Below are 23,383 nucleotides of genomic sequence, written 5' to 3'. Positions count from 1 at the left end.
GGTGGTAGTTGGTTTAGTTTTCTATCTTATTTTCTGGAGGTCAAGGTGGTAAACAGGTTATTTTTCTTGTCTTGTAGGTCGGCAAATCCTTCATCTACTTTTCCGAGAAGACCTTCTACTTTACCCACCGTCTTACCCATTTCAGTGATCAGGTTTTTTTCAGGCTCAGGGCCTTTTTTGAGACCATCAGAGTAGATGTTGATCCGGTAAAGAGGACCATCTTCTGTAGCGGTGTTGGTTGCCTCAGCCACCGTCTGCTGCATAGTGGCTGGCTGAGTCACCGGAAGAGTCGCTTCATTGATTTCTATGCTCACAGGCGGAACAGTCACTTGCAATTCTCTAGTACTTTGCTCATCCATTGCAATTAATGCCTGTGATTTTTTGATTTCTGAAGTTGGATTTACCTTGTCTTTTTCAATTTTTTGAGCGGAGTTGACTTGATTTTGATTCGAAGCTGAACGAGTTATAATGGATTGGTTTTGGGATTCTTTGTCTTTTATAATTTCGGGTTGAGAGACGATGTCTGTGGATTCAGAAGAAGCAGCCGGATTTTCCTCAGTGGAGGTCAAAGCTTCGGTAGCATTTGCTTCTTCAGCTAAAAGCTGGTCTTGTGCGACCTCTCCGGAATTTTTCCAAAATATCCAACCAGATACCAGTATTACGGCGACCGAAGCAGCCACTGCCCACCAAATACCCCGATGGGAAGCTTTGGAGACAGGAAGCTGACTATTCAATCTTTCCCAAGCGAGTGCACTTGGTTTTTCTTGATGTTTTTCGAGTTTTTCCCGGAAAATCCGGTCAAATTCTTCGTTTGTCTTAGCCATGATTCGTCTTGATTTTGGGTTGCAGACTGGCAATTTTATCTTTTAGTGCCGCACGGGCACGGTTAAGCTGTGATTTGGAAGTGCCTTCGGATATTCCCAAAAGCTCCCCGATTTCCTGATGCGAGTAACCTTCGATGGCATACAGGTTAAATACGGTTCGGTAACCTACCGGCAGGTTTTGAACTAATTCCATCAATTCGGCCGCTTCCATATGCGTCAGTTCATACTGTGCGTGAGATAAACCTGCTTCATCCACTTGGTTGATCTCCATCATCAGGTGCCTGTTGCTCCTGAGTGTCATCAGTGCCTGAGTGACTACGATCCGCTTCATCCATCCTTCAAAACTCCCCTTGGATTGGTATTGGGGAAGCTTGTCAAAGATTTTCATGAAGCTCTCGATCATCACGTCCTCGGCATGTTCTCGGTCTTTGAGGTACCGTAGACAGATCGTCAAAAATTTCCCTGAGTAGGTATCGTACAAGTGACGCTGGGCTGATCTGTCCCCATTTAGGCATCCTTTGATAAGTCCCTCTTCAGTAGAAAAATTGGATCTGTTAAACATTCCGGTTGGCTTTCAAATGGGTAGATGCAAGCCTGAGAAAAAGGGTTGCAGGCAGAATTAAAAAAAGTTAATTTTTTTTAGGTTTAAAAATAAATTACCTGAAAATCAGTTTGTTAAATTTTATTGAAGACTTGAACTCAAAGCGAAAAAATAAAAAACAACAAGGCAACCACCATAATCAGAATCATAATCTGTGATTTTTCCTTGTGCTCCTGTGCCAGTTTTCGTTTTTTCAAGACCATTACAGCCATTCCCAATCCGAAAAACTGAAGCAATAGACTCACTCCGTTGATTGGTCCCATGGGTGCCTGAAGCACTTGTAGCTGAGCATTGAGTAAAGATAGCGCCCCGAGTACGATGCCTGTGATGCCAAAGAGAAAAGAGCGCTGAAGGAGGATAGGTTCGGGGAGGTCAGACCATTTCATGAGTAGGTAAATAAGAGATTGGGAGAATTAGAGAACAAGGGATTGGGGCTGTTATTAGATTCTTGATTTACGGGATGCAAAGTACGAAGCAATTTCATCTCCACGGAGGGCATTGAGGGTCATTTCTTTGGTAAGGCCACCTTTTCTTCCTACCAGCACGCCATACTTCATATCTGCGTAGCCTTCCATTTCGTGTGCATCGGGGTTGATGGAGAGTTTGACTCCTTGTTCCATGGCATACCGCACCCATCGCCAATCAAGATCAAGTCTCCAAGGGTTAGCGTTGATCTCAATGACTACACCGTGAGCCGCACAGGCATCGATGACCGCTTTGTGATCGATGGGATAGCCTTCTCTGCGAAGCAGAAGTCTGCCTGTGGGATGTCCAAGAATGGTGGTGTAAGGATTAGAAATTGCTCGGATCAAGCGCTCGGTGGCGCGCTTTTGATCCATGTTGAGAATGGAATGCACCGAGGAAACAATAAAATCGAAACTACCCAGCACCTCGGCTGGATAATCCAAGCTTCCATCTCCTAGAATATCCGATTCGATTCCTTTAAAGATTCGAAAAGGGGCCAACTCCTGATTGAGCTGATCGATTTCCTGATGTTGCTTGATGACTTTTTCGATTTCCAGTCCTCCCGCGTAGCTGGCGGTGCGGCTATGGTCAGAGATGCCAAGGTATTCATAGCCCAAAGCCTTGCAGTGTTCGGCCATTTGGCGAAGGCTGTGCTTGCCGTCGCTGTAGGTAGAGTGATTGTGCAGGATTCCTTTGAGATCTGCCTCTTGGAGTAATGTAGGAATTTTATTTTCCCTCGCTAATAGGGTCTCATCTCCTCCTTCTCTCATCTCCACAGGGATAAACTGGAGTTGATTTTTCTCAAAAAACTCCTCTTCAGAGGTAAAGTCTTTCTTTTGAATTTTTTCAGCAATGGTCTCTTTATCGTCAGCCAACGAAAGTAGGTGTGCTTTGGAGGCTTCTAGGCTTAATTTTTTCCAAATGAAATCAGAACCTGATGAGAAATGGATTTTGACTTGAAGTTCGGGCTCTCTTAATTTTCCTCGCCAAGTCATAGGCCCCGAAAGCGTCCAATTCCATTCAATAGGTTCGAAAGTGCTCAGGTGAGGTTTTAGGTCAGGTAGGACATCCGAACCGATCAAAAATTCAACTTCAGAGATAATCTCCATTTTTCGCGCAAAATCGCCAACTGTGGCAACTTGGGCATGGCTAAGCAGCTGTTGAAGAGTGGATTCCAAGCGTATGACTGCGTCTTCAATGTCCGCAAAAAGCCATTTACCGGCATTGGAAGCTTTGAAGATCAGATTTTGCATGATGGATTCCTGTGTTTTATCACCGAACCCTTTGATTTGGGCGACTTTTCCACTTTGGCAGGCCTCCATCAGTTCATGGGTCGAAGTGATGCCGAGTTCGTCCCAAAGTGTTTTTACCTTTTTGGGACCTAGTCCTTTGATCTGAAGGATTTCCAAAATGCCCGCAGGAGTCTTGGCTATCAGTTCGTCAAGGGTAGGAAAAGTCCCGGTGGATTTAATGCTTTGGATGGCTTCTACGATACTCTTTCCAACTCCAGGGATTTCGCCCAAGGCTTTGTCGCTGAGTTCGGTAAGATCCTGATCGCCACGCTCCAGGGAGTTGAGCGCACCTTGGTAGCTACGGATTTTGAATGGATTTTCCTCGTGAAGCTCCATGAGCTGAATGCAAAGCTTCAGTTGTTTCAGAATCGTTTTATGGTCCAAGGTTTCAAAATTTTCGTTACAGGGATGAGACAATTGTCTCCAAATATAGTTTTCAAAATTAAGACTGATGGGGTAACTTGAAAAAGACAATGGTCAATGTTCAATGATCAATAAGCAATTACCAATGATCAATGAGCATATCTCTATTTTCAATACCGAATAACGAATAACCAAAATTCAATAACCAAAGCATGAACTACTGGATGGTCAAAACAGAACCCACCTCTTATTCTTGGGAGGATCTGGTCAAAAAGGGGGAAGATGTGTGGGACGGCGTACGCAATTACCAAGCTCGTAATTTCCTGAAAGCCATGCAGAAAGGGGATGGGGTGTTGTTTTATCATTCGGGAAAAGACAAAGCCATCGTAGGAGTAGCTGAAGTGTCTGAAGAAGCTTTTCCTGATCCCAAAGATCCGGCCTGGGAAGCAGTAATTCTTCGGGCAAAAACTACTCTTGGCAACCCAGTCACGTTACAGCAAATCAAGGCTGAAGATCGACTTTCCGAGATGCTTATGCTCAGACAATCCAGGTTGTCTGTGATGGCAGTGACTCCAACAGAGTTTGAATTAGTACTAAAAATGGGATCATGAAATCGGGCTTGCGCTTCAGCCTTAAAAATTAGGATATTTTTTAATCCTAAGAAGATTCCCTGTGAACCCTTAAAGCCAAAAAAACACATGAAAATCCGCTTGTTTTTCATCTTACTCTTTTTCGTAGTCTCGCCGGTATTTGGTCAATTGAAATTCATGGAGCGCTATGAGCAAGTTTCAGCCCCTTTTGATCCAATTTTTGAAATCATGCGGATTCCGGATGGCTTGGTTTCTTTCCGTACTTATCAAGCCCGAAATCTCACAGCCAGCCGTGTCTTTCAGTATTTCCGATCTGACATGAATTTAGGTTCTACAGGAATGATCGAACTGGAAATCCGAAATGGATTTGACATGATCGGCTATGATACCGACGGGTGGATGCTTTACGTATTGTTTTCCAGAGGATTTAATACGGGGGCTGAAAAGTATATTTTGGAAATCGATCTACAAACCAATCAAGGCTTGGAATACGCTGCCTTAAATCTGCTTCCTTTGGAATTAGTGGAGTTTTTGGTAGTAGATCGAAAAGCGATTTTTATGGGAAATGCCGAAGGTAGACCTGCCTTGCAGATTTTAAATCTTGAGGATAAGTCTCTCCATACTGTGCAGGGGATTTACGGTAACAATACCCAAGTACTCCAAATCAGAAAATTGAAAGAACTGGATGCCCTGGAAGTAGTAGTAAGCAGAAGGGGGCAATATAAAAATCGGGAGACTTCTGTATTGACCTTTGATATGTTGGGCAATCTGGTCAGGGAGGTGAAAATCGATAACTTTGGAGACCAAGGTGAGGAGATTCTTGACGGGTTTCTCTTGGCAGATAAGAATTACCAACAGGTAATGATTGGGGGTTTTGGGACAGCTGTCCGTAATTCCTGTCAGGGCATGTATATACTGGAAATCAATGAATTTGGAGAGTACGAGACCAAATTCTACACCTTGGAGGACTTCCCGAATTTTTACAATTACCTTCCTGAAAAGCGAAAAGTCAAACAAGATCAATTAGTACTCAAGGATATCGAGCGGGGTAAAACCCCAATCATTCGAAATACCTTCTCTATCCGTGACGTGAGGGAAACCGACGATTCGTTTTACATCTATTTTGATCAGGTTAATATAACTACCTCTAGAGGAAATGGCAGGGTGGCACCACCTTTTCAAAATTCTCCTTACCGCTATGACCGAGTCAGTCGGATGGGATATGCTCCTTATTACATGGATCCTTTGCTTGGTCCAAACCTTTCTACTCCGCTTTATTCGGTCTACACTGAATATCGCTATCAGTCTTCCCATTTTATGAAAGTGGCAAAAACAGGACAGGTCATTTGGGATAATTCTGCTACCTATGGAGACTTGATTACGGCTTACCCTGAGCCATTTGGAGAGATATCTATCGTCGGGGATGATCTATTTCACTTATATGCTTCAAATGAGGAGATCTTGCTGAGCTTTTTTAGAAATGGAGAAAAAGTAGCTGAGAACCTTGGTTTTCCTATTTCTTTGCCTGATGAAACTGCAAAAATCCAAAGTACGGATCCTGAATCTCTTCGGCTCGTTCATTGGTATGACCGATATTTTTTGCTCACGGGAAAGCAATCGGTGAAGTACCAGAATGGGCAAGGTCAAGCAGAGGTAAAGGATGTGGTTTTTATGAGTAAAATTTTGGTAGACGGGGATTTGTACACTCCAGAGGCAGCAAAGGAGAAAGAAGGAGACAAAAAGGAAGAAGAAGTTAAGGAAAGGATAGTGCCCGTATTTCACCTGTATGATTTTCGGTAATTGGGATTTGTACCAGCTGGCAGAGGTTCGGGACTTGGTTTAATTTTCTATATTTACCCGCAAATTCTCCCCATGCAAAAACGGCTTGTCCTCGATCAGCAGCAGATCGAAATCACCCTAAAGCGATTCTGCTACCAACTCATCGAAAATCATGACGATTTCGAAAACACCGTACTTTTAGGGCTTCAGCCTCGGGGCACCATTTTATTGGATAAGATTGTGGTTCTGCTCAAGGAAGTTTCAGGAATTGAGGTTCCTTCGGGTTATTTGGATGCCACCTTTCACCGGGACGATTTCCGTAGGAGAGACTTTCCACTCAAAGCCAATGAAACCAAGATTGATTTTTTGGTCGAAGGCAAAAAAGTAATTCTCATTGACGACGTGCTTTACAAAGGACGCTCTGTACGAGCGGCTATGGATGCAATGATTGCATTTGGCCGGCCACAAAAAGTAGAATTGATGGTTTTGGTGGATCGAAGACTTACGAGAGATTTTCCCATCATGCCGGATTATGTCGGTGTCAATGTCAATACCTTAGATTCTCAATACGTGGTGGTGGAATGGAGAGAACAGGGTAATCCTGAAGATGGAATTTGGATCACAGAGAAAGCAAAAAGTTAATCATGTCGCAACTCAGCACCAAACACCTGCTTGGTATCAAAGAAATCACAGAGGCTGACATTCGCCTCATTCTAGAGACAGCAGCCAATTTCAAGGAAGTCATCAACAGACCGATCAAGAAAGTTCCTTCTCTTCGCGACATTACCATTGCTAATGTTTTCTTCGAAAATTCAACCCGCACCCGGCTTTCCTTTGAGTTGGCCCAAAAGCGACTCAGTGCCGATGTGGTGAATTTTTCATCTTCCAACAGCTCAGTCAAAAAAGGGGAGACCCTAGTCGATACCGTCAACAACATTCTGGCGATGAAAGTGGACATGGTCGTGATGCGACATGCCAGTCCCGGTGCTCCACATTTCCTATCTAGAAATGTTAAAGCCAATATCGTTAATGCAGGAGATGGAACTCATGAGCATCCCACTCAGGCGCTCTTGGATGCTTTTTCCATGCAAGAGAAACTTGGCGACCTGGCAGGAAAGAAAATTGCCATCATCGGAGATATCCTGCATTCAAGAGTAGCTCTTTCCAATATCTTCTGTCTGCAAAAATTGGGTGCGGAGGTGATGGTGTGCGGACCTGTGACTCTTTTGCCTAAATACATTTCCAGCCTTGGGGTCAAAGTAGAACTGGATGTGATGAAAGCACTCCAATGGTGCGATGTAGCCAATGTGCTGCGAATCCAGCTGGAGCGTCAGCAGATCAAATACTTCCCAAGTTTGAGAGAATATTCACTTTACTATGGGATCAACAAAAGAATGTTGGATTCCTTGGATAAGAAAATTGTAGTCATGCACCCCGGGCCGATCAACAGAGGAGTTGAATTGAGTTCTGATGCAGCAGATTCCGAGCAATCAATCATCCTGGATCAGGTAGAAAATGGGGTAGCTGTGCGAATGGCCGTGCTTTATTTGCTCGCTGGTGTGAAAGGGTAGTTTTTAAAGTATCAAGTAACAAGATATTTGACTTTAGACACAAGACGTTAGACAATAGACAAAAGAGATAAGATTCTGAGAATGGAGATTTTTAATAACTAAAAAAGGGCGAGACTGAAATCTCGCCCTTTTTAGTTTCTATTTGATTTGGGTAGCTGAATCGTGTCAACTCTCGATTTTATGGTTATTTTCCCCATTTGCCGCCACCGATGGTGAGGCCAAGGGTAAAGCCAAAGTATTGGTTGATCGCTTCTCCAATCACTTGGCCGCTGAGATTCTGCAGGTTGCTGGGTGGTACTAAGTTGTATTCGGCGCCTAGTCTGAATTTTCCTAATTCAACACCTGCTCTCACCATCGGTGCCCAGGCAAAACTTGCCTCGAGATTTCCCACTTCTTCTTGGTCGATGTCATTGCTGTCGATCCGGACTGAGCTCAAAGCATAATAACCAAAACCCGCTCCGAGGTAGGGAGCGACACGGCTATTGCCCTTATTGAAATAGTAATTTAAAGTACCCGTGATGGAAGCGTTTCCTGATACCTCACCTTCGTAGTCCTCCGAGATGTTGTAGTAAGTCACGTCTTTGGCCAAGCCGGCTACACCAAACCTTACCCCAAAGGCTAGGTTGTCTTTGAGAAGAATCTGAGGTTCGAGGTTCAAGAGGGCGCCGATCCCTCCGTTTTGGGGCACAGCTGCACCCAAATCCATCCCAAACCGAAATCCACCTGCCCGCTGGGCAAAAGCTGATTGCACAATCAAGAAGGCAATCATTAATCCGAAAAGCTTTTTCATAAGCATGTTAAGTTTATCTATGCCGCTTCGCAAAAAAGATTCCAAAAAGCCTGAAACCAGAAGTCTATCAGACAAGTTTAGCTACTTTGACCAAGGCAATTCAAAATTAGTCAGCCAAGGTTTCTCTTCTTCCGTGGATGAATCTCTTCGCTGTTAGGTTTAGGTTTGTTTTATTTCTTTCAATTGACCATCATCGCAACAAATCTGTTTTATGCTCACTGTTACCAATCTCTCAAAAACCTATGGCAAGCAGGCTGCTATAGATGATATCACTTTTCACCTGGATGGAGGAGAAGTAGTAGGGCTACTCGGTCCAAACGGGGCCGGCAAAAGTACCACGATGAAGTGTATTGTCGGACTGCTTCGCAAAACCGCTGGAGAAATTACCATCGGGGGGTATGATCACCTAAGTGTGGAGGCAAAGAAATTTTTCAGCTACATCCCGGAGACCCCCTATGTGTATGATTTACTTACCATTTGGGAGCACATGCAATTCATCGCTCAGGCTTATGGGGTTAAAGATTGGAAACCTCGTGCAAAAGAGCTTTTGGAACTGTATGAATTGGATGATAAGGAAAAGAAGCTTGGGCGTGATCTTTCCAAAGGAATGAGGCAAAAGGTGTCGATCTGCTGTGCACTTTTGCCAGATCCACAGCTATTGTTTTTCGATGAACCCATGATTGGCCTGGACCCCAAGGCCATCAAAAACACCAAGCTGCTTTTCAAAAAGCTCAAAGAGCAAGGAAAAACCATTTTGGTATCTACTCATTTGATCGATAGCGTGGAGTCGATTGCCGACCGGATTATGATCATGAAAGACGGTAAAATCATCGGTAACGATACCGTAGAAAATCTCAAAATCCAAGCAGCAAGTGGGGACGGATTGAGTTTGGAGGACTTATTCTTAGAATTGACCAAAGATGAATGAAGTTCGCCTACTTCTGAGGAAAGATCTGCTCATCCTCAAGAATAACATCCTGTTGATTTTCAGAAATCCTGCTAGACTGATTCCATACGCAGTGATGATCGGGTATTTCTTGTTTATGTACACCCGTAGATTTTCCGGCAGCAAGGTCTCCACTGACGAACTCAATATGGATGCAGCTGGTGAGGTGGATTTTGCTTTGCAGAATGTGATCGGGGGGGCGACTTTGCTTGCTTTGGCATTTTTGATTTTCCAACTCTATCGAGCCACGAAAAACAACGTCACCTTCTTTAAAATGGCGGATGTGAATTTGTTGTTTACTGCCCCTGTGAAGCCCGAAAATTTGTTGATTTATTACATGGCCCGATCGATCTTGCCCGCATTGGGTGGTTCTTTGTTTTTTCTGGCCTACAGCGGTGGGCAAATGGCGAGGGACTTTGAGCTGGGAGCATTAGGTATAGTGTTTCTTGTTTTGGGGTTTGCGCTGTTCTTCTTTATGATCTTTCCACTTAGGTTTTTGATCTACACCCTGCATACGAAGTTTGGAATCATCCAATACATCCGAGGAGGAGTAATCGGACTGGGAGTGCTGTTGGTAGCCATGATTTTGATTCCGGGTTTGATGGCGGAGGAGTTTTGGCAAGGCATGTTCAGCTGGATTGCTTCTCCATGGTTTGATCTATTTCCTGTTGTCGGATGGAGTCGGGGCATGATGGGGTATTTTGTCAATCAGAATTTGATTTTGTCTTCCAGTTTCCTTTTCCTTTATGCTTTGTCCTATTTTTCAGTAGTCAAGCTGGTCATCCGATATGCGGGATACTATTATGAAGACGTGCTGGAATCCACTAAGTCCAATGAGGAAAAGCTTGAAAAAGCCTTAGGCAAGCGGGAAGTAACTGAAGACACGTACAGTCTCAATGCCAAAAAGCAGCTGGCACTTCCCGAATTTGGAATGGGAGCCAAAGCATTTTATTGGCGTAATTATGTCCATAGCAGCAGACAGGACTTTCACCCCTTGATTGGGGTGTACACGTTGGGTATGGCTTTGTTAGGGATTGTTTTTGCCGGATTGTCAAATTTTGACTGGTTTTCCCACAAGGTGGTGTATTTCTATCTGTGCTTTATGATCGGCTTTTATTTTCTGGCAGGTATTGGTCGGGCGAGTATAGGTGACCTTAAAAAGCCCTGGTTTATCTTGGTCCCGGCGAGTTGGTCATCCAAGTTTTGGAATATGATCAAGTTGGATTTGCTTCAGACCGTGATTTTCTCCCTTTTGCTGATAATTCCGGCGGTTTTTTTGGCAGGGATCCATGTAGGGCTGATCGTGATTTTTCCCTTAGGGATGATTTTTGCGTATCTGGTAGGATTGGCGGTCAATTTGATTCCTCAGGTAGGTCTTGACGAAGGATGGGATCGGATTTTGATCAAGCCCCTGATGATTGGGGGAATATTTATTTTCGGATTGATTCCTTCATTTATTTTGGGAGTCATCGTTTTGGCAGTGACTGACCAGTTTATCTATGGGCTGTTAACCATGGTAATTGGCTTGGGTTTGGTAGCCTCAATTTTGGTTCACGTCACCTTGGATATTTTGAAGCGATTGGAGTTCAAAGAGATTTGAATCCATGTTCAAACTGGATGAATTGTGCGTTAATTTCTTTTCCCATCCTAAAAATTGTCAGTTTGATTAGCGGGCTTTCACCAAAGGTCTTCATGAAGGCCTGAAATTTTCCTGTATTTTTGAAAACCAAATATAACTGAACCATGATCTATAACTCCATCATCGATACCATTGGCAACACGCCGATGATCCGCCTCAACAGACTTTCCAAGGGAATCAAAGGAGAGGTGTTGGTCAAAGTAGAATACTTCAATCCGGGCAATTCGATGAAAGATCGGATGGCTATCAAAATGGTGGAAGATGCCGAAAAAGCAGGAATCTTGAAGCCTGGGGGAACCATTATCGAAGGTACCTCCGGAAATACAGGGATGGGCTTGGCATTGGCTGCAGTAGCCAAAGGCTACAAGTGTATTTTTACTATGGCCGATAAGCAATCCAAAGAGAAAATTGACATCCTCAGAGCAGTAGGAGCTGAGGTGGTAGTCTGCCCAACCAACGTGACTCCAGAAGATCCAAGATCCTATTATTCAGTTGCCAGAAAGTTGAACCGCGATATTCCAAATTCTTTTTATCCGAACCAGTATGATAATCTTTCCAATGCTGCGGCACATTATGAGACCACAGGTCCAGAAATCTGGAAAGACACGGAGGGTAGAATCACCCATTATGCTGCTGGTGTAGGTACAGGAGGTTCCATGTGCGGAACTGCCAAATATTTAAAAGAGCAAAATCCAGACTTGGTCACCGTCGGAATAGATACGTATGGATCAGTTTTCAAGAAATACAAGGAAACCGGAATCTTCGATGAAAAGGAAATCTACCCTTACCTCACGGAGGGAATCGGAGAGGATATCCTACCAAAAAACGTCGATTTCAGCTTGATTGATCACTTTATCAAGGTGACCGATAAAGACGCGGCAGTGATGACGCGTCGGTTGGCTCGAGAAGAAGGTCTTTTTGTAGGCTGGTCTTGCGGATCGGCCGTTCACGGTGCATTAGAATGGGCCAAGGATCACCTCAAAGAAGGAGATGTGATGGTTATTATACTGCCGGATCACGGCACTCGCTACCTCGGCAAAGTCTACAATGATGAATGGATGAGAAATCATGGTTTTCTGGAGGATAAAACCTTTTCTACAGCCCGTGATATAATTGCCCAACGAAGTGGAAGCTATCAATTAGTGTCTGTGAAAAAGTCAGATTCGGTCAAGGAAGCTATTGCAGTGATGAATGGAAAAAGTATTTCCCAAATTCCAGTATTGGATGGTGATGAGGTAGTGGGAAGTTTGACAGACAATAAGTTGCTTTCCAAAATTATAGACAATCCCCAGCTGAAAGATGCAGCGGTATCCGAAGTGATGGAGCCTTCGATGAAATTCGTGGCTTTAGACTCTACGCTCGATGTGCTTTCTTCTATGGTAGAAAAGGAAAAGGCGGTGCTTGTTCGTGATACTTTGGATAATATCCATATCATCACCAAGCATGATATTTTGGAAGCATTCACCAAATAAATATGAATTCAGAGCGGCTACACCGTTTGATGACGGTTCCGGTAGATTTTGATATCAAAGGTTCATTTGTCAAGGCCTGGGAATTGTTTAAATCCCAGGCTTTGCTTCATGTGTTGTACATGATGTTTATCCTTTCAATTCAGGGATTGACGGTGATTTATTTTCAGAAGTACATGATTTTGTACAGTGCATTATTGGCTCCGCCTTTGTATTCGGGGTTCTTTTTGGTTGCCAATAAGATAAGCAGAGGGGAGACAGTTATCTATCCTGACTTTTTCGGTGGGTTCCGATTTTGGCTGCCCTTGGTGGTGATTTCCTTGCTAGGTCAGGTGCTGGTGGCTTTGGGCTTATTTGCCCTGGTGATACCCGGTATTTACCTGGCAGTAGGTTATCTGTTTTCGCTGTTGATGGGGATTTTTGGAGGAGTGGACGTTTGGTCTGCTATGGAGTGGAGCCGAAAGTTGATCACTCGGAATTGGTGGCAGTTTTTCGCACTTATGATCATTTTAATAGCCATCAACCTTGTAGGATTACTATTATTTGGGGTCGGGCTTTTGATCACGTTTCCTATGACTTTCTTGGTGCTTTACGTGATATTTGAAGACCTAACTCGGGAGGTTTTTTCAGAAGAAGAGCCAAGCACTACTCGTGAGCTAGAACCATAGCCTCTAATCGGTTTTTGCATTTGGTAGTAAATTCATCTACTGCTGTGTCTGATGGGGTAGGGGGAGCCAAAGGTTCTGAAAAATATATTCTGACTTTTCCTGGGCTTAAAAGGATAGAACCTCGCCTCATGATTTGGTCAGCACCGATGATCGCCATAGGCAAAATGGGGATTTTTGTCTCAACGGATAACCTAAAGGCGCCTTTTTGAAATGGAAGTAAAGTTTCAGAGGTATCGTTTCGGGTACCTTCTGGAGCGACTACTACTGAAAATCCTCCTCTTGCAATCTTGATCATTTTTTCCAAACTGGCTTTCCTGGATTCGATCGATGATCGATCTACCCACACGGCTAGTCGCCCGACTACCCAACTGAAGATCGGGATTTTGGAAATCTCTTTTTTGCCCAAGGCCCTCAATTCCTGAGGAATAGCGATGGGTAGAATGGGAGCATCTATGAAAGACCTATGATTAAATATGAAAATATATGGGGTGTTTTTTTTGATCCATTCCTGACCTTGGACTTCAAACCGTATTCCAGAAAGAAAAGCCCAAGTTTTAGCCCAAATACGGATGAAGACGAAGGAGACCTTGTCTCCATGATTCGAAATCAAAAGCGGGATTACTATAAACAAGCCTAAAATGATCATTAAAGCAGCAAAAATCAGAGCTGAATAGGCTGTATAAATCCACTGGAAGAGCTTGACCATAATTGAAATTGAGTTAGATTTGGGTTCGAAAATTATCCTTTAACTCTTTGCTTGCAGGCCTCGAAGCGATTCGGGGCCTTTTCTTTTTAGCAAAGTTTTCGAGCATACTCCACAAAATAAATCAGGATAAATCATCTCCTGTTTTACTGTAGGTTTTTTTCTTTTCACTTTATCCAAATTGAAGAAAATCAATACCTTTGCAGTCCGTTCGGGTGAGCGGGGTGTTTTGTGATTGCAAAGCGCTGATTTCTAACCAAAAAAACAGCAGACTCATGACTCTAGGTTTGTTGGTTTTCAGAGTCAGTTTTATTTATGTCTAGTTCAAAAGAATTTAATTGGGACAATTTCAGCACCAAGGGTTTCGGTGATGGCTACTCCAAAGAGCAAAGAGCTCAGATGGAAGCGATGTATGCCGGTACGCTAAATGAGATCACTGAAAAAGAAGTGATCAAAGGTGTAGTAGTAGGAGTAAACGACAAGGATGTAATCATCAACATCGGATTTAAGTCTGACGGTCTTGTACCTCTTTCTGAATTTCGTGACGTTGCCGGAATTAAGCCTGGTGACGAAGTTGAGGTTTTCATCGAGGAGCAGGAAAATGCCTTGGGTCAGTTGATCCTTTCCCGTAAGAAAGCAAAAATCGTTCGTGCTTGGCAGGACATCGAGAGCGCGTTGGAAAACGACAGCGTGATCGAAGGTCTTGTAAAGAGAAGAACCAAAGGTGGCTTGATCGTAGATATCTACGGGGTAGAAGCCTTCTTGCCAGGCTCACAAATCGATGTAAAACCTATCAGAGATTTTGACATCTATGTAGGTAAGAAGATGGAAGTGAAAGTGGTGAAAATCAACCACACTAACGATAACGTAGTAGTTTCTCACAAGGTCCTGATCGAAAAAGACCTCGAAAAACAAAAGGCAGAAATCCTCAACAACCTAGAGAAAGGCCAGGTATTGGAAGGTGTGATCAAGAACATGACCAACTTCGGTGTATTCATCGATTTGGGTGGTGTAGATGGTCTACTTCACATCACAGACATCTCTTGGGGTCGTATCAATCATCCAGAAGAACTATTGCAGCTTGATCAGAAAGTTCAAGTTGTGGTTCTTGACTTTGATGATGATAAGAGAAGAATTTCATTGGGCATGAAGCAGTTGACTTCTCATCCTTGGGATTCATTGGCTGCTAGCCTGGAGGTTGGATCTAGAGTACAAGGTAAGATTGTAAACGTAGCAGACTACGGTGCATTCTTGGAACTGGCTCCAGGTGTAGAAGGATTGATCCACGTTTCTGAAATGAGCTGGTCTCAGCACTTGAGAAATCCGGCTGACTTCGTGAAAGTAGGAGACGAAATCGAAGCAGTAGTATTGACGTTGGATAAGGATGATAGAAAAATGTCTTTGGGCATCAAGCAGCTTACAGAAGATCCTTGGACAAAAGGCGACATGTCTACCAAGTATGCTGTAGGTTCTAAGCACAAAGGAGTGGTAAGAAACCTGACCAACTTTGGTCTCTTCCTGGAATTGGAAGAAGGTATCGACGGTTTGGTTCACGTATCTGATCTTTCTTGGACTAAGAAAATCAAGCATCCTTCTGAATTCGTAAAAGTAGGAGATGAGCTTAATGTAGCTGTTCTTGAACTTGATGTAGAAAACAGAAGACTAGCGTTGGGTCATAAGCAATTGGAAGAGAATCCATGGGATACGTTCGAGACTGTATTCCCTGTAGGCTCTGTTCACAAGTGTACTGTCAACTCTAAAAATGACAAAGGTGCGGTACTTGAGCTTCCTTATGGACTAGAAGGTTTTGCAACAGTTAAAAACCTTGAAAAAGAAGACGGTACTCAAGTAGAAGTAGGTGAATCTTTGGACTTTAAAGTGACTGAGTTCTCTAAAGATGACAAGAGAATCGTACTCTCTCACACGGCAACTTTTAAAGAAGAAGCTAAAGCAGCGAAAAAAGCAGCTGTAGCAGGAAAGAAAAAAGAAGATGCAGTGGAAATGCCTGCTCAAGCTGAAAAGTCAACATTCGGAGACATCGATGCTCTAGCAGAGCTTAAAGAAAAGATGGAAGGAAAGAAATAAGACTTTAGATTCAAGAAAATAGAATCAAGACTTAATTCTAAAATAAATAGAAAACGCCGGCTAATAGTCGGCGTTTTTTTTTGCTTATTATTTTCCGATTAGTGTAAAGGCTCAGTAAAAAGAAAAAAGCATCCGGTTTTTCGGATGCTTTTTGTGGAGGTCGCGAGCGGATTCGAACCGCTGTACAAGGTTTTGCAGACCTCTGCCTAGCCACTCGGCCACGCGACCATTTTATCGGAGTGCAAATGTAGTTATTATCTTTACTTGAGCAAATAAATTGATTTCGTTTTTAGCTGGCCAAAGTCTAGAAAAAAACTTAATAGAATGGATTTAAGATACTTTTTGGAGTTGTATTACTGAAAATGAGGACTCTAGAAATCAAGTAGAAAATTTTCACTATTTATAATTATTCCAAATAAAATACCCTCTCAATTCTATTTATCAATGGCTTGTAAATCAGCAAAATAGGCCAATTTTTAAGGGGAATGCACTGTTTTTGACTCTTTGGAATTCATGTTTGAAAAATTGACCTCCAATAGTACCTTTGCAGGGGTTAATGAGAACCGTATAAACTATTTAATTAGCTAAAATATGTTATCCAAACGCTCGTTAGTAGGGATTCGAATGAATTTCCAGACACTGGCAGTGCTGTTTTTCATGCTGATCGGAGTTTCGGCGTATGCTGTCGATCCAGCTGTGGCAAGCAGTGACGAAGCAATTGCGGCAGGTAAAACTGTCTTCAATGCAAACTGTAAACAATGCCATAAGCTTGACCAGAAAAGTGTGGGTCCTGCGTTGAGAGGTATTTCCGACAGGCAGTCTATTGCTTGGGCTAAGAGTTTTATCAAAAACTCTCAAGCGGTAATTGCTTCAGGTGATTCTTATGCTGCAGCTCTTTACAAAGAATACAATAACACAGTGATGCCTTCTCATGAATTTTTGGCGGATGGCGATCTGGATAACTTATTGGCCTACATTGAGTACGGAGATAAAGCCGATCCAGCAGCTGCAACAACCGCTGCCGGAGGTGATGCTGCTGCTGGCGCGTCCGCCGCGGGTGGTATTCCAACTGAATATCTGACGGTAATCATCGGGGTATTGGTTGTCGTTCTACTTTTGATTTTGATTGTGTTAGGATTGATTATTTCTGTCCTGACCAAATACATCAACAAACAGGATCTATCTGAGGAAGACAAGGAGTTTGTTTCCCAAAAAACCGACATCACCAAGGTTTTTAAAAGTGATGCATTTATCATCGTCGTAACCGCATTGGTAATTGCTTTGGTTGCAAAAACAGCGATTGATGGCTTATATTCAGTAGGTGTGCAACAGGGTTATGCGCCAGCCCAGCCAATTGCATTTTCCCATGCCCTACATGCGGGTCAATATGAAATAGCTTGTCAGTATTGCCACACAGGAGTTGAGATCGGGAAGTCAGCCAACATTCCTTCAGCTAATATTTGTATGAACTGTCACACTCATATCCAGAATGTGGGAGGCAAGGAAGGGGTTTCTCCAGAAATTCAAAAAATTTACAATGCAGTAGAAAGCAATCAGCCAATTGAATGGGTGAGAGTTCACAACTTGCCTGACCTGGCTTACTTTAACCATGCGCAGCACGTAGCAGTGGGCGGTATCGAATGCCAGACTTGCCACGGTCCAATCCAAGAAATGGAAGTAGTTGGTCAGCATAGTTCATTGACTATGGGCTGGTGTATTGATTGCCACAGACAGACTGAAATTGCCACTGAAGGCAATGCTTATTATGACAAGTTGGTTCAACTCCACTCTACCTCTAAAGATGCTTTGAAAGTGAAAGACATCGGTGGCTTGGAGTGTGCTAAATGCCATTATTAATTCCTTATCCTTTTGCTAATTCATTCCTAGAAATAAAATGAAGGAAAATAAAAAAACCTACTGGAAAGGGCTTGAGCAACTCAGCAACGATCCAGAGTTTGTAAAGCATGCCGACAGGGAGTTTCCAGAGCTTCCTACGAATCTTTCAGAAGAGGGCAGTGCTTCAAGAAGGGACTTTCTAAAAGTAATGGGTTTCAGCTTAGCTGCTGCTTCTCTTGCTGCTTGTGAGGCTCCTGTTAGAAAGGCAATTCCTTATGTGAACAAGCCTGTGGATGTTAACCCATCAATACCTAATTATTATGCTTCGACTTTTGCCTCAGGCGGTGACTATGCTGCAGTAGTGGTAAAAACAAGAGAAGGCCGCCCAATTAAAATTGATGGAAATGAGCTTTCTCCAATTAATAAAGGAAAAGTAAATGCTATAGTAGAGGCTTCAGTTCTTTCGCTTTATGATAAGCAGAGATTAACAGGTCCAATGGTCGCAGGAGCTAAGTCTGATTGGAAATCAGTTGATGAGCAAGTGCAGTCCAAACTTGCCTCTTCAGGTTCTGTGAAGATTGTTGCAAACACCATTTTGTCTCCTTCAACCGAAAAAGCTATCCAAGAATTTGGAGCAGCTTTCGGTGGTGCTGAAGTGATCATGTATGATCCGATTTCCAATTACGGAATAGCAAAGGCAGCAGAAACTTTCTATGGTCAAGCTGTCATTCCTTCTTACCATTTCGATAAAGCGAAGACGATTGTTTCATTTGGAGCAGACTTCTTGGGGACTTGGATTTCTCCGATTGAATTTGCTTCTGCTTATGCAAAGACAAGAAAAATCAGCAAAGAAAAAGCTGATATGTCCCGTCATTATCAGTTTGAATCAAACCTTTCTCTAACTGGTGCTAACGCAGATTACAGAACTCCAATTAAAGCTTCTCAGTCAGGTTTGGCTGTACTTGCTCTTTATAATGCTATCGCATCTAAAATAGGTGCACCAGTAGTTTCTGCACCTAAGGTTGAAATTGCTAACCTAGATAAGGCCGCTAATGATCTATTGGCCGCTAAAGGAGCTTCCCTTGTAGTATCAGGGTCTAATGATCCAAACATTCAGGTAATAGTGAATGCCATTAATGAACTTCTTGGAAATAACGGTGCTACCGTAGATTTTTCTACTCCAGTTTACTTCAGAAAAGGAAACGATGCCCGAATGAATCAATTCATTGGTGAATTAAAAGGCGGCCAGGTAGGTACTGTTATTTTCTACAACTGTAACCCAGTTTATGATCATGCAAGAGGTGCTGAAATTGCTGAAGGAATTTCGAAAGCTAAGCTAAGTATTGCTACCAACGGAACCTTGGATGAGACTTCATCATTGGTTCAGGTGGTTGCTCCTGATCATCATTTCCTAGAGTCTTGGAATGACTATCAGCCTAAGCTTGGACATTATTCTTTGGCCCAGCCTACTATTTCTCCTTTGTTCGACACACGCCAGGCTCAAGACTCTTTCCTGACTTGGGCTGGATCTACCTCAAACTATTACGATTATCTTCAAGCGAATTGGAATGCGACTCTTTATCCAACCCTAGGTAATGGCGTTTCTTTCCAAGAGTTTTGGGATCGAACTTTGTTTAATGGTGTAGTAGCTACAGAATCTACTCCTGTTGCGTTAGCTCCTATTGGAGATGCTGCTGCAGCTGCAGTCGAAGTGGCAAAATCATATAAAGCAGATAATGCTGGGGCAGAATTAGTGATCTATTCGAAGGTGGGTATCGGTAACGGAACGTTTGCGAATAATCCATGGCTTCAGGAAATGCCTGATCCAATTACCAAAGCGACTTGGGATAATTACTTGACAGTTTCTCAAAAATGGGCTTCCGAAAACGGGGTAACCATGATTGAGGAGAATACGAAGAAAGCTCAAATTTCCGTTAACGGTAAGAGTTTAATTGTTCCAATTTTGGTTCAGCCAGGCCAAGCTTATGGTACTTTTGGTCTTGCATTGGGTTATGGTAGAACCAAAGCCGGTCGGGTTGCGGATGGAGTAGGTGTAAATGCTTACGATCTTTTAGATGCTTCCAAAGGCTTTGTGAATTTTGATATCACCGCAGGAGTAGAGGTAGCTGTTACAGCTGATTCCTACAAAATTGCCCGTACTCAAACTCACCAGACCTTCATGGCACGTGAAAACGTGATCCAAGAGGCAACCCTTGCAGAATACAAAGCGGATGCTTCTGCAGGTCGCTATAAGCCTGAAATTTATAAGGATGGTGAATTTGTGAAACCATCTAAGATCTCTCTTTGGAGTGGACATAAGTACAGCCAACATCACTGGGGGCTTGCGATCGACATGAACTCATGTATTGGTTGTGGTGCTTGTACTGTTGCCTGTCAAGTTGAAAACAACGTCGCTGTAGTAGGAAAGCAGGAAGTGTTGAACAGAAGAGAAATGGCATGGATCAGAATTGATCGATACTATTCTTCTGACGCAGCGGCTGATGACTTGAGCGGATTGGAAGTTGCTTCTGAAAATCCGGAAGTTACTTTCCAACCTATGATGTGCCAGCAGTGTAACAATGCACCTTGTGAGACGGTATGTCCTGTTGCTGCAACAACTCACTCATCAGAGGGTCTAAATCAAATGACCTACAACAGATGTATTGGTACTAGATATTGTGCTAACAACTGTCCGTATAAAGTACGCCGATTCAACTGGTTCAAATACCACGACAACAAAGATTTCGCTGGTGTAAACATTGCTCAAAATGACGATTTGGGTAAAATGGTATTGAACCCAGATGTGACAGTTCGTGTACGTGGTGTAATGGAGAAATGCTCTATGTGCGTGCAGCGTATCCAAGCTGGTAAATTGACGGCTAAGCGTGAAAAGCGCAAGTTGGAAGATGGTGAGGTAAACGTGGCTTGTGCTGTTGCTTGTCCTACTGATGCATTGGTATTTGGAGATATGAACGATCCAAATAGCAAAGTTTCCAAGCTTTTGAAAATCGAAGAAACAGATTCTGCGATCAAAGAAGTTGGGGAAGATAGAGCATATCACGTATTGGAGGAGATCAACGTTAGTCCAAACGTTTGGTATTTTACCAAGATCAGAAATAAAGAGAAAAACGAAGCGTAATCATAATATATAAAACTATGCAGGTTACTTCATCCGTACGCCAGCCGTTAGTTACCGGAGGTAAAACCTACCATGACGTGACATACGATGTGGCTCGTCAGGTAGAAGGAAAGCCAACCAAACTTTGGTTTCTAGCTTTCTTAACTGCCGCCGGTGTATTGGCTCTAGGATCAATTGCCCTACTAGCCACCCTTTGGGAAGGTATTGGTATGTGGGGTCTAAACAAGACCATCGGTTGGGCTTGGGACATTACCAACTTCGTTTGGTGGGTAGGTATTGGTCACGCCGGCACCCTTATTTCCGCAGTTTTGTTGCTTTTCAGACAGAAATGGAGAACATCCATTAACCGTGCTGCTGAAGCGATGACCATCTTTGCAGTTATTTGTGCGGCAATGTTCCCGGTAATACACATGGGACGTCCTTGGCTGGGTGCTTATTGGGCCCTTCCATTACCGAATACATTTGGTTCGCTTTGGGTTAACTTCAATTCCCCGCTACTTTGGGACGTATTTGCAATCTCTACCTATTTCTCCGTATCCCTTGTATTCTGGTACATCGGTTTGATTCCGGATTTTGCGACGATTAGAGACCGCGCTACAGGTTTGAGAAAGACTATTTACGGTGCTCTTTCCTTTGGTTGGGATGGTGCTGCAAAAACTTGGATGAGATACGAATCTGTTTCTCTAATTCTTGCAGGTCTTGCAACTCCACTGGTACTTTCAGTTCACACGATTGTATCTTTTGACTTTGCAACCTCCGTTATCCCTGGCTGGCATACAACCATTTTCCCTCCTTATTTCGTTGCAGGTGCGATCTTCTCTGGTTTCGCAATGGTATTGACCTTGATGATTATCACCAGAAAAGTATTCAAGCTTGAAGACTATATCACAATGGGACACATTGAATTGATGAATATAGTTATCATCATCACAGGGTCGATTGTAGGTATTGCTTACATCACTGAGTTTTTTATTGCTTGGTATTCTGGTGTAGAAGCTGAACAGTACGCATTTATCAACAGAGCAACTGGACCTTACTGGTGGGCTTATTGGTCAATGATGACTTGTAATGTGATTTCTCCTCAACTTTTCTGGTTTAAGAAAATCAGAACATCCATTGTGGCTACATTCTTACTTTCTCTTGTAGTAAATATTGGGATGTGGTTTGAGCGATTTGTAATTATTGTAACCTCACTTCACAGAGATTTCCTTCCATCATCTTGGGCAATGTTCTATCCAACATGGGCAGATGTGGGAGTCTATTTATTCACTTTTGGTCTGTTCTTTACCCTGTTCTTCCTTTTTGCGAAGTTCTTCCCAGTAATCAACATGGCTGAAGTTAAATCTGTATTGAAGTCTTCATCTGATAAAGCACATAAGTAATCATGGAAAGAGATACTCATTTTATTTTGGGAGTGTACGACGATGAAGACGTATTGCTCCATGCAGTCGAAAAAGTAAGAGGAAGCGGAGTGAAAATTCACGAAGTATATTCTCCTTATCCGGTTCATGGATTGGAACATGTACTTGGATATAAAAGAAGCAAACTTCCAATAGCTGCATTTCTTTTCGGAATGTTGGGTACTAGTTTGGCTTTGACCATGCAGTTTTACATGATGAAATTTGATTGGCCAATGATTATTGGTGGTAAGGATTACGCTGCTTTCCCTGACTTTATCCCAGTTTCATTTGAAATGACAGTACTCCTGGCTGCATTTGGAATGGTAGGAGTATTTATGGTGAGCTCTAATCTTAAACCATGGGCTCAGCCTAGGATTTTTGATTTAAGAATTACGGATGACAAGCATGTGGTGGCAATTGATATTGCCAACAACAGTGCTATTGAAGTTGATAAAATCAAAGAGATTTTAAAGTCTTCAGGTGCTACAGAAGTGAATAATAAAAGTTTTGAATAGATAAACCGGATATATGAAAATTGCTAACGCATTACTATTCGCAGGTTCTGCTCTGGCTGTTTCCTTTTTGGCTGGATGCAAGGCTAGTGGAGACAATCCGGGGCTTGAGTATGCTCCTCAGATGTATCACTCTGTAGCTTATGAACCGTTGACTCAAATTAAAGATGAAGCTCAAGGCTCATGGCTTTCCAACAGAGAAGATGGAAAAGGTGAATTCTTTAATTCAAATATTCATAATCCTAATGGAATGAATATGAGAGAGCCTGTTGAAAACACTGTTCCTAGAAATAAGCAGGGATATTTGCCTCACCGCCTAAAGCAGTTTGAACTTGATCAAGCAGCATTAATCAAGAATCCGGTTGTCTCTTCAGAAGCTGTTTTGAAAGATGGAGAGAAACTGTATTTACAATATTGTAATGCTTGCCACGGCAAAGGTGGAGAAGGTGACGGAAAAGCAGGTGAAGTAATCGGTGGTGTTGCCAACTTAAAAGGTGGTGCCTATGTGAATCTTCCTGAAGGCCATATTTTCCATGTGATCACGAAAGGTAAAGGAAGAATGGGTGCTCATGGTTCTCAGATTCCTGCTGAAAGCAGATGGAAAATTGTTCACTATGTTAAACAAGTTATCCAAGGTCAGTCAGTTGCTGCAGATTCTGCTGCAGTCATGGATTCTACCGCGGTAGCACAAGTAACCCCAGCTAATTAATC

At 42.9% G+C, this 23,383-nt stretch carries 20 protein-coding genes and 1 tRNA gene; 14 read left to right on the top strand and 7 right to left on the bottom strand.

Translation table 11 applies throughout. The features are described 5' to 3' along the window. Positions 1-26: 26 nt before the first annotated feature. The 4 genes from ACFPIK_RS13395 to polX all read right to left on the bottom strand — a co-directional run bounded on the left by ACFPIK_RS13395 (position 27) and on the right by polX (position 3,566). Positions 27-824, bottom strand: coding sequence for a hypothetical protein (locus ACFPIK_RS13395; protein ID WP_377916101.1), 798 nt, complete (start codon positions 822-824; stop codon positions 27-29). Further along, positions 817-1,386: an RNA polymerase sigma factor gene (locus tag ACFPIK_RS13390; protein WP_377916099.1), complete on the bottom strand. Its 570-nt coding sequence runs from the start codon at positions 1,384-1,386 to the stop codon at positions 817-819. Before ACFPIK_RS13390 ends, ACFPIK_RS13395 begins: the two co-directional genes overlap by 8 nt. A 137-nt stretch (positions 1,387-1,523) precedes the next feature. Further along, positions 1,524-1,811, bottom strand: a complete 288-nt coding sequence (locus ACFPIK_RS13385; protein ID WP_377916097.1) for a hypothetical protein — start codon at positions 1,809-1,811, stop codon at positions 1,524-1,526. A 54-nt stretch (positions 1,812-1,865) separates the two neighbouring features. After that, the gene (gene polX / locus ACFPIK_RS13380; RefSeq protein ID WP_377916095.1) at positions 1,866-3,566 is read right to left on the bottom strand and encodes a DNA polymerase/3'-5' exonuclease PolX; all 1,701 of its coding nucleotides are present in this window, start codon (positions 3,564-3,566) and stop codon (positions 1,866-1,868) included. A gap of 191 nt (positions 3,567-3,757) precedes the next feature. Between polX and ACFPIK_RS13375 the strand changes: the two genes are divergently transcribed. The 4 genes from ACFPIK_RS13375 (at position 3,758) to ACFPIK_RS13360 (ending at position 7,485) form a co-directional block, all read left to right on the top strand. Beyond that, the gene (locus ACFPIK_RS13375) at positions 3,758-4,156 is read left to right on the top strand and encodes an EVE domain-containing protein (protein WP_377916093.1); all 399 of its coding nucleotides are present in this window, start codon (positions 3,758-3,760) and stop codon (positions 4,154-4,156) included. 87 nt (positions 4,157-4,243) lie between these two features. Next, a complete protein-coding gene (locus ACFPIK_RS13370; protein WP_377916091.1) occupies positions 4,244-5,935 on the top strand; it encodes a transcriptional regulator in 1,692 nt (563 codons plus the stop codon). Positions 5,936-6,007: 72 nt separating this feature from the next. Beyond that, positions 6,008-6,556 carry a bifunctional pyr operon transcriptional regulator/uracil phosphoribosyltransferase PyrR gene (gene pyrR / locus ACFPIK_RS13365; RefSeq protein WP_377916089.1) on the top strand — a complete coding sequence of 183 codons (549 nt, stop codon included), beginning with the start codon at positions 6,008-6,010 and terminating at the stop codon, positions 6,554-6,556. 2 nt (positions 6,557-6,558) lie between these two features. Continuing rightward, the gene (locus ACFPIK_RS13360; protein ID WP_377916087.1) at positions 6,559-7,485 is read left to right on the top strand and encodes an aspartate carbamoyltransferase catalytic subunit; all 927 of its coding nucleotides are present in this window, start codon (positions 6,559-6,561) and stop codon (positions 7,483-7,485) included. A 184-nt stretch (positions 7,486-7,669) separates the two neighbouring features. Here ACFPIK_RS13360 and ACFPIK_RS13355 read toward each other — a convergent pair whose 3' ends face one another. After that, positions 7,670-8,275 (bottom strand): hypothetical protein, encoded by a 606-nt coding sequence (locus tag ACFPIK_RS13355; RefSeq protein WP_377916085.1) that lies wholly within the window; start codon positions 8,273-8,275, stop codon positions 7,670-7,672. Between the two features lie 211 nt (positions 8,276-8,486). Here ACFPIK_RS13355 and ACFPIK_RS13350 point away from each other — a divergent pair, with 211 nt between their 5' ends. From ACFPIK_RS13350 to ACFPIK_RS13335, 4 genes are all read left to right on the top strand, one after another. Then, positions 8,487-9,203, top strand: a complete 717-nt coding sequence (locus ACFPIK_RS13350) for an ABC transporter ATP-binding protein (protein ID WP_377916083.1) — start codon at positions 8,487-8,489, stop codon at positions 9,201-9,203. Continuing rightward, complete coding sequence (locus ACFPIK_RS13345; RefSeq protein ID WP_377916081.1) at positions 9,196-10,821, top strand: putative ABC exporter domain-containing protein; 1,626 nt, start codon at positions 9,196-9,198, stop codon at positions 10,819-10,821. Before ACFPIK_RS13350 ends, ACFPIK_RS13345 begins: the two co-directional genes overlap by 8 nt. A gap of 143 nt (positions 10,822-10,964) precedes the next feature. Then, positions 10,965-12,332 (top strand): cystathionine beta-synthase, encoded by a 1,368-nt coding sequence (locus ACFPIK_RS13340; protein ID WP_377916079.1) that lies wholly within the window; start codon positions 10,965-10,967, stop codon positions 12,330-12,332. Positions 12,333-12,334: 2 nt separating this feature from the next. Next, positions 12,335-12,997, top strand: a complete 663-nt coding sequence (locus ACFPIK_RS13335) for a hypothetical protein (protein WP_377916077.1) — start codon at positions 12,335-12,337, stop codon at positions 12,995-12,997. On the opposite strand, the gene ACFPIK_RS13330 is transcribed toward ACFPIK_RS13335, so the two are convergent. Next, on the bottom strand, positions 12,975-13,703 hold the full coding sequence (locus ACFPIK_RS13330) for a lysophospholipid acyltransferase family protein (RefSeq protein ID WP_377916075.1): 729 nt from the start codon (positions 13,701-13,703) through the stop codon (positions 12,975-12,977). The two genes, ACFPIK_RS13335 and ACFPIK_RS13330, sit on opposite strands and share 23 nt — an antisense overlap. A 312-nt stretch (positions 13,704-14,015) precedes the next feature. Between ACFPIK_RS13330 and rpsA the strand changes: the two genes are divergently transcribed. After that, positions 14,016-15,785 (top strand): 30S ribosomal protein S1, encoded by a 1,770-nt coding sequence (rpsA, locus tag ACFPIK_RS13325; RefSeq protein ID WP_377916073.1) that lies wholly within the window; start codon positions 14,016-14,018, stop codon positions 15,783-15,785. A 154-nt stretch (positions 15,786-15,939) separates the two neighbouring features. Here rpsA and ACFPIK_RS13320 read toward each other — a convergent pair. Further along, positions 15,940-16,013 (bottom strand) — tRNA-Cys (locus ACFPIK_RS13320). A gap of 363 nt (positions 16,014-16,376) precedes the next feature. Between ACFPIK_RS13320 and ACFPIK_RS13315 the strand changes: the two genes are divergently transcribed. From ACFPIK_RS13315 to ACFPIK_RS13295, 5 genes are read left to right on the top strand one after another with little or no spacing between them, the layout of a single operon-like run. After that, entirely contained in the window at positions 16,377-17,642 is a 1,266-nt protein-coding gene (locus ACFPIK_RS13315) for a c-type cytochrome (protein ID WP_377916071.1), read from the top strand. A gap of 37 nt (positions 17,643-17,679) precedes the next feature. After that, complete coding sequence (locus ACFPIK_RS13310; RefSeq protein WP_377916069.1) at positions 17,680-20,760, top strand: TAT-variant-translocated molybdopterin oxidoreductase; 3,081 nt, start codon at positions 17,680-17,682, stop codon at positions 20,758-20,760. Between the two features lie 17 nt (positions 20,761-20,777). Next, positions 20,778-22,142 (top strand): NrfD/PsrC family molybdoenzyme membrane anchor subunit, encoded by a 1,365-nt coding sequence (gene nrfD, locus ACFPIK_RS13305; protein ID WP_377916067.1) that lies wholly within the window; start codon positions 20,778-20,780, stop codon positions 22,140-22,142. A gap of 2 nt (positions 22,143-22,144) precedes the next feature. Next, the gene (locus ACFPIK_RS13300) at positions 22,145-22,675 is read left to right on the top strand and encodes a DUF3341 domain-containing protein (protein ID WP_377916065.1); all 531 of its coding nucleotides are present in this window, start codon (positions 22,145-22,147) and stop codon (positions 22,673-22,675) included. Positions 22,676-22,688: 13 nt separating this feature from the next. Next, the gene (locus ACFPIK_RS13295; protein WP_377916063.1) at positions 22,689-23,381 is read left to right on the top strand and encodes a c-type cytochrome; all 693 of its coding nucleotides are present in this window, start codon (positions 22,689-22,691) and stop codon (positions 23,379-23,381) included. Positions 23,382-23,383: the final 2 nt, after the last annotated feature.

Origin of the sequence: Algoriphagus aquatilis (assembly GCF_042657405.1) — a bacterium.
GTDB classification, from domain to species: Bacteria; Bacteroidota; Bacteroidia; order Cytophagales; family Cyclobacteriaceae; genus Algoriphagus; species Algoriphagus aquatilis.
This window is presented reverse-complemented; position numbering and strand designations above follow the sequence as displayed.